Source organism: Brevibacillus borstelensis (genome assembly GCF_036700025.1).
Classification (GTDB): Bacteria; Bacillota; Bacilli; order Brevibacillales; family Brevibacillaceae; genus Brevibacillus; species Brevibacillus borstelensis.
This window is the reverse complement of sequence record NZ_CP144922.1, coordinates 540,355-554,621: the sequence shown is the minus strand read 5'-3', so window position 1 is coordinate 554,621 and position 14,267 is coordinate 540,355. Positions and strand designations below refer to the sequence as shown.

General features: G+C 51.4%; 12 protein-coding genes. 2 read left to right on the top strand and 10 right to left on the bottom strand.

The features are described 5' to 3' along the window. Positions 1–64 precede the first annotated feature (64 nt). Positions 65–448 carry an OsmC family protein gene (locus V5G20_RS02650; protein ID WP_243014104.1) on the top strand — a complete coding sequence of 128 codons (384 nt, stop codon included), beginning with the start codon at positions 65–67 and terminating at the stop codon, positions 446–448. Positions 449–975: 527 nt separating this feature from the next. Here V5G20_RS02650 and V5G20_RS02645 read toward each other — a convergent pair. Then, complete coding sequence (locus V5G20_RS02645) at positions 976–2,322, bottom strand: uracil-xanthine permease family protein (RefSeq protein WP_003388571.1); 1,347 nt, start codon at positions 2,320–2,322, stop codon at positions 976–978. A gap of 220 nt (positions 2,323–2,542) precedes the next feature. On the opposite strand from V5G20_RS02645, the gene V5G20_RS02640 reads away from it, so the two are divergent. Then, positions 2,543–3,517 (top strand): aromatic ring-hydroxylating oxygenase subunit alpha, encoded by a 975-nt coding sequence (locus V5G20_RS02640; RefSeq protein WP_003388572.1) that lies wholly within the window; start codon positions 2,543–2,545, stop codon positions 3,515–3,517. 342 nt (positions 3,518–3,859) lie between these two features. Here the strand turns inward: V5G20_RS02640 and V5G20_RS02635 are convergent, their stop codons facing one another. From V5G20_RS02635 to V5G20_RS02595, 9 genes are all read right to left on the bottom strand, one after another. Continuing rightward, on the bottom strand, positions 3,860–5,074 hold the full coding sequence (locus V5G20_RS02635; RefSeq protein WP_338463141.1) for an IS256 family transposase: 1,215 nt from the start codon (positions 5,072–5,074) through the stop codon (positions 3,860–3,862). An 88-nt stretch (positions 5,075–5,162) separates the two neighbouring features. Continuing rightward, positions 5,163–5,591, bottom strand: a complete 429-nt coding sequence (locus V5G20_RS02630) for a hypothetical protein (protein WP_003388573.1) — start codon at positions 5,589–5,591, stop codon at positions 5,163–5,165. A 643-nt stretch (positions 5,592–6,234) separates the two neighbouring features. Beyond that, the gene (locus tag V5G20_RS02625) at positions 6,235–7,176 is read right to left on the bottom strand and encodes an aminopeptidase (RefSeq protein WP_024984484.1); all 942 of its coding nucleotides are present in this window, start codon (positions 7,174–7,176) and stop codon (positions 6,235–6,237) included. Between the two features lie 16 nt (positions 7,177–7,192). Continuing rightward, positions 7,193–7,870 carry an AroM family protein gene (locus tag V5G20_RS02620; RefSeq protein ID WP_031932536.1) on the bottom strand — a complete coding sequence of 226 codons (678 nt, stop codon included), beginning with the start codon at positions 7,868–7,870 and terminating at the stop codon, positions 7,193–7,195. A gap of 56 nt (positions 7,871–7,926) precedes the next feature. Continuing rightward, on the bottom strand, positions 7,927–8,859 hold the full coding sequence (locus V5G20_RS02615; protein WP_031932535.1) for a DUF1177 domain-containing protein: 933 nt from the start codon (positions 8,857–8,859) through the stop codon (positions 7,927–7,929). Positions 8,860–8,898: 39 nt separating this feature from the next. Continuing rightward, entirely contained in the window at positions 8,899–9,954 is a 1,056-nt protein-coding gene (locus V5G20_RS02610; protein ID WP_024984486.1) for a DUF917 domain-containing protein, read from the bottom strand. 11 nt (positions 9,955–9,965) lie between these two features. Continuing rightward, positions 9,966–11,579, bottom strand: coding sequence for an OPT/YSL family transporter (locus V5G20_RS02605; RefSeq protein WP_031932534.1), 1,614 nt, complete (start codon positions 11,577–11,579; stop codon positions 9,966–9,968). A 19-nt stretch (positions 11,580–11,598) separates the two neighbouring features. Further along, positions 11,599–12,348 carry an IclR family transcriptional regulator gene (locus V5G20_RS02600; RefSeq protein WP_327969824.1) on the bottom strand — a complete coding sequence of 250 codons (750 nt, stop codon included), beginning with the start codon at positions 12,346–12,348 and terminating at the stop codon, positions 11,599–11,601. A 305-nt stretch (positions 12,349–12,653) separates the two neighbouring features. Then, positions 12,654–14,207 (bottom strand): PucR family transcriptional regulator, encoded by a 1,554-nt coding sequence (locus tag V5G20_RS02595; RefSeq protein WP_338463140.1) that lies wholly within the window; start codon positions 14,205–14,207, stop codon positions 12,654–12,656. Positions 14,208–14,267 lie beyond the last annotated feature (60 nt).

Here is a 14,267-nt window from a genome sequence, read left to right as displayed (position 1 = left end):
CATCCCGGACAGCTCTTTCTTTATAATGGGAGCAGACAAATCAAAGCGAGGAGGCTTCCCTTTCATGGAATTCACGGCCAAGGAACACGGTTTTGTAGCACATCTGTCTTATGGAGATCTTCACGTTTCCGGTGACGAACAGTACGGGTTTCGCCCGTTTCAATTGCTCGTTTCCTCCATTGCGGTCTGCGGCGCGGGCGTATTGCGGAAGGTGCTGGAAAAGATGAGGATGCCCTGCAGCGACATGAAAGTGACTGCGGACGTGGAGCGCAACGAGGACAAGGCAAACCGGGTGGAAAAAATCCATCTTCATTATGTCATCACGGGGGAGCAGCTTCAGGCGGACAAGGTGAAGAAAGCGATTGATCTGGCTAGGAAAAACTGCCCGATGGCGCAATCGGTCGAAGGAAGCATTTTGATTACGGAGACGTTTGAACTGGTTTCCTGAAATAAAAGATTAAAAGCTCTATAAGGGGTAGGACGGGCTTTGGGGGAGGAGATGAAACAGAAGAAAAAGGCTCAAGGCTCGGTGGGACACTGCTTGGGGGATTGACTGGCCGGCTTCATTTCAAAAGCGGGACCGCGTCCAAAAGCAGATGGTTCGAGGGTGCGTTTTCAGAGGTTGGACGCTGAAAGCGTGTCCCGCTTTTGAAATGAAGCCTGGGAGGTGTCCCAAAGGCCTTCGCATTTTTCTTCTGTTTCATCTCTACAGCTTTGTCCTTTACTGTCTTTTGGCAGGTCAATCAGAGAAGAAGGCTTAAAAGAGTTCCTTCTTTGTTTCGTCCCCTTTCTTAGTTTCTTTGTTGTTCTTTGTTCGTTGTTCTCTGTACTCCTATCTTCACCCCTCGTTTTTCAAAACTTGTATCAAATTGAATTTCTGCTAATCAAATTTTCCTCGGCTACAAAATTAGGGTGCCCGCGTTTTTGGGGGCACCCTTTCACATATTTGCCTTTCTTTAAAGGCAAAGCGTTTTTTTATGATCTGCTCTCAGCTGTGACACCTTGCTTGGCCCAGCTTTTTTTGTCCGGGATGACTTGGTTTAGGATCAAGGTTGCCAATGCGCCTACGGTAATGTTGGAGGACAGGATGTAATTGACGAAGTCAGGGGCGCCCTGGAGTGCGTCCTTTGGCAGCACTGTGACAGCGATGGTCAGCAAAATGGGCAGGCCGATGACCATCATGTTGCGCTCGTCGATGGTGATATGCTGAATGACTTTTAATCCGTTGGTCACAATCGCTACGCAGACGATGCCGAAAATGCCGTTGATTACGGGCTCGGGGATGCAGGTAATCGCTGCGGACAGCTTTGGCACCAGGCCCAGCGCGATGAGGATGATGCCTCCGGCCATGATTGCCATTCGGCTGGCTACTCCGGTTACCGCGAGCAGCCCGGCATTGGAGGAATACCCGGTCATCGGCGTTCCGCCAAACAACGCGCCTACAAAGCAGCCGAGACCTTCGCCCAAAGAAGCGCGGTTCAGCCTCTCTTCCGTCAGCTCCTTGCCCGTGACAGAGGAAACGACAAACCATGTACCCGTCGTTTCGATCATGATGATCAAATAAACGAACACCATGGTGAGAATCGCGCTGATGTCGAACACGGGGGCACCGTACGGGAAAAACTTGGGCAAAGAAAGCCAGGCGGCGCTTTTGACCGAGCTGAAGTCAACTCCTCCAAAGAACGCTGCCGTCACCGTTCCGACGAAGATCGCGATCAACACGGATACGAGGCGGAAAAACGTTCCTGCTTTCCCTGCCTTTTGTCCCAGCAGCATACAAGCGACCAATACTGCCGCCGAAACGGCTGCAATCAGGCTGTTTGTCCCGATGCTTCCCGGCGAATTGTAAATATTGGCCATCGCCGTAGGCATCAGTGCAATCCCGACGATGACAATGACCGTCCCGCCTACCAACGGGGGAATGAACCTGCGTACGGCTTTCGCAAACCACTTCAGCGGATAGCCGACAAAAGCCATCAGCAATGCGCCGGGGATGATGCTTCCGATCATCGCTGCCATACCCAGTTTGCTGCCGATCGCTGCCAAAGCGCCAATCGGAACGTAAGAGGGGCCCTGCACAACCGGCAGTCGAATTCCGAAGCCAGTCTGGATCAATGTGCCGATACCGGTAGCCAAAAAGCACATTTGAATAAAGAAGGACGTACTGGAAGTATCCAATGTCAAAAGTCCTGCAATGATAATCGGGGCAATGTACAAGTCCATGGCCAATACATGCTGCAAACCGAGCAAAAAAGCCTTTCCCACACTAATCTTGTCATCGACGCCCACGACAAGGCGAACGTCATCCCGCTGTTGTTCCACCCTTATGCCTCCCTATGTTTTCTCAGCTATTAACGAATGTTATACGCCAGATTATAGGATAATCGAATTGTTTTGTACACAAAAATCGAATGACTTTCTCCTAACTAAAAATATTGTTCGTGTTTTTGTTGACTCTCTTTATCTACAGGGGCTAAAATATGAAGAAAATGTCCGCAAATAAACGTTGCACGGAAGTTGAGAAGGAAGGGTGTCCCTGACAATGGTTCAAGATACTGTACTGAAAAATGACTGGATCGTCGCTTGCCGCTCCACCGATTTGCAGGATCAGCCGAAGCAGATCGTGATCATGGGCGAGCGAATCGTCCTATTTCGAAACGATGAAGGTGTTCATGCCTTCAAGGATTTGTGCATCCACCGCGGTGCGGCCCTTTCCCTCGGCTGTGTCCGGGACGGCAAGCTCGTCTGTCCTTATCACGGCTGGGAGTACGAGTCCACAGGGGCCTGCGTCAAGATTCCTCAGCTTCCCGAGGATCAAGCCATCCCCGGAAAAGCGCGTGCCCTGTCCTACGGCTGTACGGAGCGCTACGGCTTTATTTGGGTCAACCTGGGGAACAATCAGCCCGAGATGTTCCCTCTCCCGGAGTTTGGCGAGCCCGGTTTTCGCAACGTCATCTGGGGCCCCCAGAGCGTCCATGCAAAACCGCCGCGCGTCGTAGAGAATTTCCTCGATGTCGGGCATTTGGCTGTCGTTCATGAAGGCTACCTGGGCGTGGCCGAGCACAGGGAGATCGGCGATTACCGCGTTCACCGGACGGAAACATCCATCTACTCGGACGAGATCGCTGTCTTTCAGCCTGACCCGGACGGGAGCGGACAAGCCAAGCACGTCTACTACACATATGAAATTCTGCGTCCGCTGTCTGTAAAGTTTACGAAACGCGACCGGGAAACGGGTCATCTAATGTCCATTCTCCTGACAGTCGCACCGACGGAGGAAGGGAAAACAGTCGCCTACGGTGTCCTTTCTTTTAACTACGAGACTGGTACCACCGACGAGGAAATCGTCGAATTCCAAAACATGATTTTTGCCCAGGACAAGCCGATTGTGGAAAATCAAAAGCCGGAGGATTTGCCGCTCGATTTGCAGATGGAGCTGTCCCTGAAATGCGACCGGGTCAGTATCGCGTATCGGCAGTATTTGCAGGAGTTGGGCGTGACATTGGGGACTGCGTAGAAGCATACGCTCGAGATAGCTATAGAGGTTTGTGAGGTCGGCTAGATGGGGATCTGGCCGATCTTTTGTTTGCTGAAGTTCGGGCTTTAATGGCGGAGATGAAAAAAGGGGACTCTTCACGAAGTCCCATTTTATTTTGCAAAAAGTCATAATAAAAGCGTATCCCCAGGGTCTGTCAAGATTTTTGTGTAAACTCAATCAACCGATATATGAACAGGTTTCATCCCCCTAATTGGGACATCTTTTTCGGAGCCAATAGAGTCAAGGGCGTAAGGCGAAGCGAACCCTTGACGCGTTGGTGGAGAGAAAGATAATCCCTTCGGGGATGAAGCCTTTCATTTGCTAACGGATGTACGGCTGTACCCGATCTTCAAAGAAAACGGATAGCTGTAAGAGAATCTGGCCCCAGTTCTGGACTCGTCCCGTCCATTTTCGCAGAACATCCATGGTTACGAGATATAACATCTTCAAAAGGGCATCGTCTGTGGGAAACATGGCTTTTCCCTTTGTCACCTTTCGAAGCTGTCGATGATAACTCTCGATGACGTTAGTTGTATAGATCAGCTTTCGAATCTCGGGAGGATATTTAAAGAAAGTGGCGATCTCGTCCCAGTTATTCCGCCAGGAACGAACCATCAAGGGATATTTACTGCCCCAGGTTTGTTCAAACTGCTCAAGCTCTTCCAACGCGGCTTGCTCCGTTGGAGCTTTATAGATGGGTTTTAGCTCGGACGTGATCTTTTTGAGATCCTTATAGGAAACATATTTGATGGAATTTCGGATTTGATGGATGACACACTTCTGAATCTCCGTCTTCGGATAACATGCAGAGATGGCTTCTGTAAAGCCACGAAGGTTATCGACGCTTGTAATGAGAATATCCTGGACCCCACGATTTTTCAGTTCATTGAGTACATGCAGCCAGAATTTTGCCGTTTCATTCTCCCCAATCCAGATCCCAAGCACATCTTTATGACCGTCAAGGTCAATACCAATTACCATATAGGCTGCTTTATTGACGATAGCTCCGTCCTGTTTTACCTTAAAGTGGATGGCGTCAAGGAAAACAACAGCATAAACCGCTTGCAAGGGGCGATTTTGCCACTCTTTGATCATCGGTACAATCTTATTGGTTACATTCGATATGAGCGTTGGTGAGACTTCGATGCCATAGAGCTGCTGCAGATGGTCTTGGATATCGCGTGTGGATACGCCTTTGGCATAGAGGGCAAGAATTTGATCTTCGATCCCTGTCACGTTGGACTGATGTTTCTTTACAATGTTTGGCTCAAAATCACCCTCTCGATCTCGAGGGACTTGGATGTCAACATCCCCGTACTCAGAACGGACGGTTTTCTTGCTATACCCATTGCGGCTGTTGGTTGTCCGCTTGTTTTTCATGTCATGCTTGGCGTATCCAAGAGAAGACTCGATTTCAGCTTCCAGCATTTCTTGGATTGTGTCTGCGAATAGATCCTTTAACGCTGACTGTACGTCGTCCACTGACTTTATGTTTTTCTCTTTGATCCACTGCTTGATCTGCTCTTTTGACATCATAAAAATCTCCCAACCTTTCTACTCCTAATTGTAGTTTAGAGGTTGAGAGTTTACACAAAATATTTTACAGACTCTATCCCCATGGCCTTTAGTTCGTTTTATCAGTTGGCTTTTTTGCAACTGCACTTTCCTCTGTAACCTTGACGAATACACCCTCGCTTTTTTCAAATGCAATATGATCACTCGGATCAACGTTCTTGATCGTGAAAAGCTTAGTCCCTTTCTCCAGATAATTAGAGGCAATAGTTGCTTGCGATGTTTGTTCGTCCCCTTCAAAATCGTATTTCTCTTCTACTGTTCCAATTTGTTCTCCGATATTTTCTTTCTCTACAAGTTCGACTTTGTTTTCATCGCTCTCAATTACATAAACACGGTTTTCAACTTTCACATAAGGGTACGGCCAGCTTGCGATTTCATTTGTTGTTTTTTGTGTATCTGTGGATAGGGAGTTGTTAGCACATGATGAAAGCAGTAAAACGGAAAGGATCAACTTGACTGTGAGCAGAATTCTTCTCATTCTGAGCCCTCCTTACTTCGTACGCTAAATGACTCAAACCATTGAAAATCATAGGTTCGGCGATCGCTAAGACATGACCACATACACGTTTGATGACCGCTAATGTAGCTGAGATGGGCTGAAAATCATCTCCTCTAATGCTAAGCGTACGTTTTTGTCAAAATGTTGGCGGTACCACTTACCTGTAAAAAAGTAGAATGCGGGTGATTTTATGATATCACCCACACCGCATTTGGTAAATATTTACTATTTAGTCCTCCAGGCTCGGTGGGACACTGCTTGGGGGCTTTACTGTCCAGCTGCCATTCCAAAAGCGGGACCCCGTCTAAAAATCGATGACTCGTGGAAAGCATCTCAGAGGTTGGACGCTAAAAGCGTGTCCCGCTTTTACCATTCCGCCTGGGAGGTGTCCAAAAGGCCTTCGCATTTTACTTCTGTTTCATCTCTACAGCTTTTGTGTTTGTCGAACTTTCTTAAGGTTTTTTAAAGAAGAAAGGTTGTTGCTGCCGAAAATCTTCCGTACAGAAGCGCTAACCCTCATTCGCAAAAAAGGATCGAGCAGCATTGCAACGCTGTTCGATCCTTTTTCCTCTCCACTACTGTTATCGTAATTTGACATACTGAAAATCGCTTCGATAGCCGCTTATACCAAAAGCTTGCCGTCCTTCATGATCAACTCATCGTCAGCGTACACATCCGGCGCTTTGACGACCAAATCGATATGAACCCCCGCTGCAATGGTTCCGCCGAAGGTGTTGTTGCTGCCAAAGGCGACGTGGATCGTGCCGTACACTTTTTCGTCCTCCAGCACCACGCCAGTGATCCGCGCTTTGTCATTCGTGCCGATCCCGAATTCGCCCAGCAAGCGACCGTCTCCGTCGCCAAGCGTTTTCAACAACCGGTCAGCCTCGGCCCCCTCTGCCTCGACAATGCGCCCGTCTTTTACAGTCAGGAGCAGCGGACTGTCGATCTTGCCGATTCCGGCGATCGAGCCGTCTACGACGATCTGGCCCTCGGCTGTTCCTTCCACTGGGGCGATATATGCTTCGCCGGATGGCAGGTTGCCCGATTCACCCGGATTGACGTAAACGCCTGTGCTCGGTACGCCGTTGCGTCCGTTGATCGAGAAGGTCAACGCTTTTCCTTCCTTTTCGATGCGGATCGTGTTTGCCCTGGTCAACAGCTCGGTCACCTTTTCAGTCAATGCTTTTACCTGGGAGTAGTCGGCAGTGATCGCTCCCTCCAGGAACATGTCCTCGGTGATGGCAGGCATGGTGGCAAGCCGTGTGCCGTTTGCGGCTGCTTCCTTGCGGGCTTTGGTATGGGTCAGCGAATGCTGGGTCACGCAGACGACCACATCGGAGCGTTTCATCGCTTCGCTGATGGCTGCCGGCGGCTCCTGTCCGGATTTTTCGCGTTGATTCATGACGACGAACATCGCTTCGGCGCCGAGCTGACGGCCTGCTTCCCACAGCGCTTCGCCCAGCTCCCGCTTGGCGTCGTCGGCTACCACCAAAAAGGACTCCCCGGCTTTCAGTGCCATGCAATTGGTCAAAATTCCTTTACTGATTTCGATCAGCTTCATCTTTGTTCAACCCTTCCTAAATCATTTCAGACACCAGTTTCGCCATCATCGCATTGGACAGGATGACCGGCAATCCAGTCAAGTCGGAGACCAGCTCGCGGGCTTCCTCTGTGTATCCCATACAGTCCAGCAGTACGATGTCCGCTTTTTCCTTTAATTCCGCGCAAGCCTCCCGGAAGCTTTCCACATCATTTTTATACGGCGATGCCGCGGCAAAGACGGGGAACAATCCGTGCGGATGATATTTGTCCTTCAGTGCTTCCTTTTGCTCCACGAGCGGTACGAGCACCCCGAGACGGCTTCCCTTGACCATCGCGGCCACCGTCGGAGGAATGACGTGATCCGGTTCGATCAGGAACGCTTTTTTGGCGGACAACCCCGGGAAAACACCTGTACACAGGAGTAGGATCGTCTGGATGCCGCTATTCTCCATATCCTCGATCTTCCGCTGCAGGATCGGCTGGATTTTCTCACGCGACATGACCGCCGCATCTCCGTTAACCATCCGGGACGTCAGCACGTATTCGCCCGGTCCGGGAGACAGGCGTTCTTCCACTTCTTGCTTCGTCATTCCGTCCAATACTCCTGCCTGGACGAGCTCGGCTCTTCCTGCGAGATACTTCTCTACGATTGGCGCGACATCCGGCCGTGGCGCTTGCCCGATCGTAATCATCCCAATGCGTTTCACGGTCATCCTCTCCTTCTTTTCGCGTGTGAAAAAAAGCAAGGGGAAAGCTCCCCTCGCCTTGCTTATTTGCCCAATGTTTGCAGCACTTTCATGGAGCCGTACAGCGATGTGATTCGGGCAAATTCATCGGTGTCGTAAAAACGGCAAGTACCATTGGTGTATTCTTTTGCCACCTCGACAGCGTATTTCACTGCGAGTGCGATGTCCACCTCGTGGCTGGCGCCGGTTCCGCAGCCTGGGACAGCGGACTGAGCCGTCACCGCCACCCCGACTACAGGGGCATCGGTCGCTACGCATGGCTGCAGGATGCTGTTGATATGGTAGAGATCGTTTCCGTATGGAGTAATGTCTTGCATCGTGATCGGGAAGGTAACCGGAAGCTGACCAGTCGTCATTTCCATAATCCGCAGCAGGTCGTCGCTGATGCGCAGGATGTAGCCTTCTTTTACGGTTGCCGAGATCGCAATCCCTCTGTGATTGATCACTTTGTTTCCTTTGGTCGTGTCAATGGACAGGATCGCTTCCATCTCAGGTGTAACCTCATACTTGTTCATGGTCAAAATGTCGACTGGCGAATCCATGAAATCGACCGGCTCATGCGGACGGGTAGGTGCATTTGGGCAAATATGAGTGGTGATCACCACGTCGCCTTTCAGCACATCCCCTTGTTTTTGCATTTCCGCCAGCTTTAGCGCACTCGCTACGGCTGCAATGGCACCATCGGCATCGGATACGAGACCGATACGGCTCGGGCGCGCGCCGATACCGCCAAGTCGTCCGATGATTCCAAAGGTTGGCGCCATCCCGCCCTTGGATTTCCCTTCCTTGCCGGGAATGACGATCTTCACGAAGTCCGTGCTGCCCTTTTGCCCGGTAACGGTCTCAACGGTTACTTGCACATCGGAATAATTGGCAAACAGGTTTTTGATCGTTTCTCCACTTACATAGGCACTGTCCATAGCTTCAAATACAGTAATGGTTTGTTTCAACGACATGAAAGATCCCTCCGTCTTGGTTGTTGGTGAGCGTTTTGTTTACAGGTAGGACACGATTTCTTTGCCGATCACGCCTTCAATCGGCTTGAGCAGCCCCTCATTGCGCATTGTAGTGCTCAGGATCAGCTTTTCGGCAGGCACGTGAATCACCGCTACATGCTGCCCTTTTTCCATCGCCGCCGTGACAATCGGGCGTGCAGTCCGGGCATCCAAGGTCATGATCAGGTCGGGGAACGTCGCCAGGCGCTTGCCGTCTTGCTCCAGCGTCATGTACTCATTCCAGAACGTCATCTCCGTACTGCCAACGGTGACCCGGCCAACGTCAAAGCCGCCTGTTGTCTCCAGCGAGAACTCGCTCACTTCCCCCTCGATGACGACACGGCCGCCAAGTGCGGCGCATACCGCTTCAATCGCCGCTTCTCCTTTGCTCCCGAGAAGCGCCTCGCCTACCTTGATCGCCTGGGAGATGCCGCCGGGCGCGCCGTTTGCTCTGGCATACGCAACGGTTACCGGATTCCGGGCAACAGCCACCAGGCCGCCTGCTTCCACGGACACCTTTCTGATCATGGACGCCGCTTTTTCAATGGAAGAGGAAATGCTCATTTCCACATAACGGTCTCCCTTTCCGCCAGCAGCAGCCTGATGGGAAACGTAATCCGGCAGCTCATGCAGATTCAGCGACCCCATCGTTCCTGTCGGATGCGCCCGGCCGTTGCAAGGCAAATCGACGATCGGAAGACCGGTGACTGCAGCCTGGAACCAGCCGTTCACGCTTGTCCCTGCTCCGTTTTCGTTCGTATGAATCCCTCTGAGCGGTGTTTTTACCTTCTCCGACAAAAGCTCCAGTGCCCGAACATAGTGGATCGGCTTGAGGAATTTATCCTTTGCTGCCGGAGCTCCGACCAGCGAAACGGTGACGAGCAAATCGTCGTCCGCCATTTCGTCGTCGGAAACCAGCACCGGTTGGCCTACCTCCAGAGCAAGCCGCCCGATTTGCAGCCCCTCCTCGATCCAGCCTCCACCACCTCCGCCGAGTACGGCTCCACCGTACACGGCTGCTTCCATCATGCGTTCGTTGAGCAGGATCTTCGTCATTGTACACCCTCCTATTTTTGACTGAATTTGAAAATGGAGCTAAAGAAGCTGTAGATCGCGTCACCGGCGATAAAGCCGGCTGCAAGAATGCTCATCGAGCTTTCTGCCTCTTTGCCTTTCAGCTTGAGCACGATGACACGGATCAGAATCCCGACCAGAACCGCCCAACCGGCACCCGGATTCAGGATAAGCAAACCTGTTGCAAACAAGACGCCAAGCTGACGGCTCGGACCGCCTATAAACTGCAGGATGGCGCCCGGAATAGCCCAGAGAAGCAGTTGTTTCGCGACTTCAGCGGACGCTCCCGCTTCGATCGTCTTCACATAGACGGCGTCCACTGGCGGGACAAGCCCACTGGCAAAGAAGCCTTTATAGGTGAACATGACCGTGATCAAAGCAACGCCGAATGCAATCATGCCCGTGATGTACTGCTGCTTGCGGCCGTGAAGTTCAAATTCCTTGTCCTGTCCGTTGCCGCGAAGAATATAGCCTGTCTTGAGGTCGTACCCCATATCGGCAAAGGCAGGACCGGTCGCTGCACTAAAGCCGACCAGCAGGGCAAGCGCTACCGGCGGAAACCCTGCCAGCAGCCCGATGATCAAGGTGATCAACGCCACCGCAAACGCCGGGAACCAACCGGAGTGCATCGCGGCAATCCCTACAATCAGCTCGTGCAAATAAGCGGCAAAAGCGGCGAAGATCAGAAAGCCGATAAACATGCCTGTCGACATTTCTGTCATCAGTCCACCCAAAATCGCGAGGACCAGAGAAATGATCAAATAGGCCACAAATCCGATTCCGAGTACACGTGTCGTCTGCTTGTCGCTGCGCGTGTACGTTTCCGCAGCTACTTCACTGCCATTTCCACTATCTGTCTTCTTGCGCTTCAAAATAATCATCGTGACCTGGATCAGCGCCACAACACCGGCACCGATCATGAAGCCGTGCGGGATGAACATCTGGTTTACATCCATTCCAAACATTGGTATCGAATACTGGCGAAGCAAGAGCCCGATCCCGAACATGGACAGCGCCCAAATGTTTCCGATGAAAGCAACACCAAACGCCGACATCGAAATGCCGAGCCAGGAGCCGAGCAAACCGCCCGCCGCACCGACACCGAGCAGAGCGGCACGTTTGCCCCCTTTGTCCCCGGCGATAATGGCTTCCGCAGTAGCTACACCTGCCGGCCATGTACCGGACGCAGGGAAGACGCGAGAGTCAAACAATTTATAAAGAAGAGCAGCATCGACAAACATCGCCAGAGCCGCACCGATCAGCATCGGCATGATCAATTCTGGTTTTCCCATCACAAACGGAATGCCGATCGGAATCAGCAAGCTGTTGGCCGCCCCGAATGTCGCGGAAGAAATCGAGGTTTGCACCAGATTTTGGCGATGGACCGACTTGTACTTGGAAAAGATGGTGATCGGCAGACGCGCGATCAGCATGGCGATAAGCGCACCGATAATGGCCGTATTTGGAGTAATTCCGAGCGAGGCCACCAGCTGCATCCCGATGACCGCCCCGATAACAGCGGTAACAATATTCAGAATCAACGCAAAAGGTTCAAAAATGGAAGGGTGTTTTTCCTTTTCACTCTTTCCGTTGTTTATGTTGTTCATGCAAGTCCCCTCCTTTGTGCTAGAAAATGCGTTGCAGTATGGCCTGTACTTCTTGCTGTGCAGTCCGCAGCTCCCTCAAGGCTTCCGGTACTTTTTGCTCCGGCATGCGATAGTCCGGCCCGGCAATGGTCAGCGATGCCACGACCTGCCTGTCCCCGGAAAACAGCGGCACCGCGATGCCAAACACCGTATCGGTGTATTCACCTACGGAGTAAGCCCATCCGTCTTCTCTGATCCGTGCCAGGTCCTGCAACAGCTTCTCCTTGTCATGAATCGTATGTTCTGTTCTTGGCCGCAGCCCCTTTTCGATGATGGCTGATTGGGTGCTGGCCGGCAAGTAAGCCATAATCACTTTGTTGGAGGCCCCAGCGTACAAAAGCGTCCTGCTGCCGATAGACATCGCGTACTTCACTTGCTGCCTGCTTTCGGCGATCTCCAGACAAATGCCCTCCAAGCCATCCAGCCAAGTCAAGAAAACGGATTCATTTGTTGCTTCGGCAACCCGTTTCATGACCGGGTAAATCAGCTCGGTTATGTCCAGATTGTCCTTGACAGTGGATGCGTACTCCAAAAAGCTAAACCCCAGTTCGTACTTCTTTGTTTTAGGTTCCTGTTTGACAAATCCGTATCGTTCAAACGTAGCCAGCATCCGATACACAACAGTGTGGCTAATATTCATTTCCTTGGCCAGTTCACGAACTCCCCATTGCGGTTTTTCCCCGGTAAAGTGTTTGAGTAAATCCAGAGCGTTATCCAGTGTTTTTAGCATGCTTGGCCACCTATCGTCTCAAGGTTTTCATAAAATGGAATGCAACCGTTTGCGGTCAGCACTTTGTTTTCCCAAGAGGAGAAAACGGTGACGACCTTTTTGTTTCTAATAGCGAACCACTGGTTCTCTCATAGTCCGAAAAAAAAACGCAGGGAGCAAGATTGCTGACGTTCCGATCACTGAAGATTTTCCACCCCCGTTGTCAAACAATTTTTTATTATTGCGTTAATTGCAACTATAACAAAAATGGGTCTTTTCCCCCTATGGGAAACGACCCAAAAGAATGCGTTTATTTTTTGGCAGCCTCACAAATCCTCAGGATTCGCTGGCAAATCTCTCATTTTCCAAACCCTCATCACCAGATCGAGACGGAACCGGGTTTCCGCATCGTGCAAATCCACCCCCAAGATTTCCTGTATTCTCTCCAATCGATACAAGACAGAATTCCGGTGGATAAACAGCTCTTCTCCTACCTTTTTCGTTTGTCCGCCTGTCCGCAAAAAGGAATCGAGCGTAGACAGCAGCTCGGTCCCGTATTCGGCGTCGTATTTGGCAAGCGGCTCGATGAACATGTCCGACAGAGCAGTCAGCGACGGATGGCCGGCTGCATCTTTGAGCAGGTCCTCTACCAAAATGTCCTCGAAGTGGATCACCGACTGTCCCGGACGGACAAGATGGCCGATTCGCATGGCTCGTTTTGCTTCGCGGTAGCTGTAGCGAAGATCCTTCATGTGCTCGCGGATACAGCCGATGCCGCAAATCCAGCCGCCTCGCTCCTCCTTCCCGGCTCCCCAGCCGGCCAATTCCTGGAGATAGTGTACCGCTTCCTCTCGCTGTTTGGAAATCTCCTGCTTGTCGGTATAACAAATCACTGCGATTTGATCATTGATCAGGACGCCTTTTCTGGCATGTGGGTCGCCTTGATTCATTTCCTGCAAAAGCCGGAGCAAAGCTTCTTCCTTCCTGGGGTTCGCTTTCCCTGTTTCACTCGGCTTGAGAACCATCACGTACAGATGACCGCTATGCGATATTCCTACCTGCTTGGCCCGGTGGCGCAGCAATTCTTCCTCACCGGCTGTACCTGACAACAGCTCTATCAGAAACGACTCCTGTTCCCGCTCCCGCTGAATCTGCAGAGACTGCCGGATCGTAAATTCGATCGCCAGAACGGTAACGGCCTGATCCAGACACTGCTGCCCAAAGCGATCGTCTTCCTCGATTTTTTTTGTAATCGCCAGGTAGCCGACGACTCTGTTGCTGACCAGGATGCTCCGCTTTTCCGCGATAAGCTCTTTCGTAAAATGGACGGTGCTGCTTTCAACCTCTCCCTGCTGGTTCAGCACAGCTACGTCGCAATGAAGCAATTGCCCGACCATCACCACCAGCTCGGGCGTCCGCCTGTTCAGCACCAACTGCGTGAACTGCTGATTGACCTCCTGCATTCCTCTCATGACGACGACTTGGCGGTTTAAAATATTCTCCATGACCGAGTGCGTCAGGTCTATATAAGGAGTTTCCGCCGGGACATCAATCAAAGGGATGCGATACAAATCACTTTTTCGCAATGCTTCTTCCGGAATTTCCTGCAAAAACCGTTTGGTCTTGATCGCGACAGCCGCGCCTCCCACCCGGTGCATCTCTTCCAGCAGACGGCTCAGCCGGTACGGTTCGTTCCGCAGGGCATAACCGGTTGAAATAATCAGCTCGTTTGGCCGCAGCCAGCCGGTCAGATCGGGAATTTCCATGCTGTCCACATAATAGATTTCATTTTTCAGGCCTTCTATGCCCGCCATGATTTTTGCCCCTTGAAAAGCAGGCAGCTGCATCAACTGTTCTACGGTAAACGGATCTTTTGCCACACGCTTTTGCTCCCTTTTTACGCTCTTGCTATCATGATACCCTTTTTGGAGCACGATGAA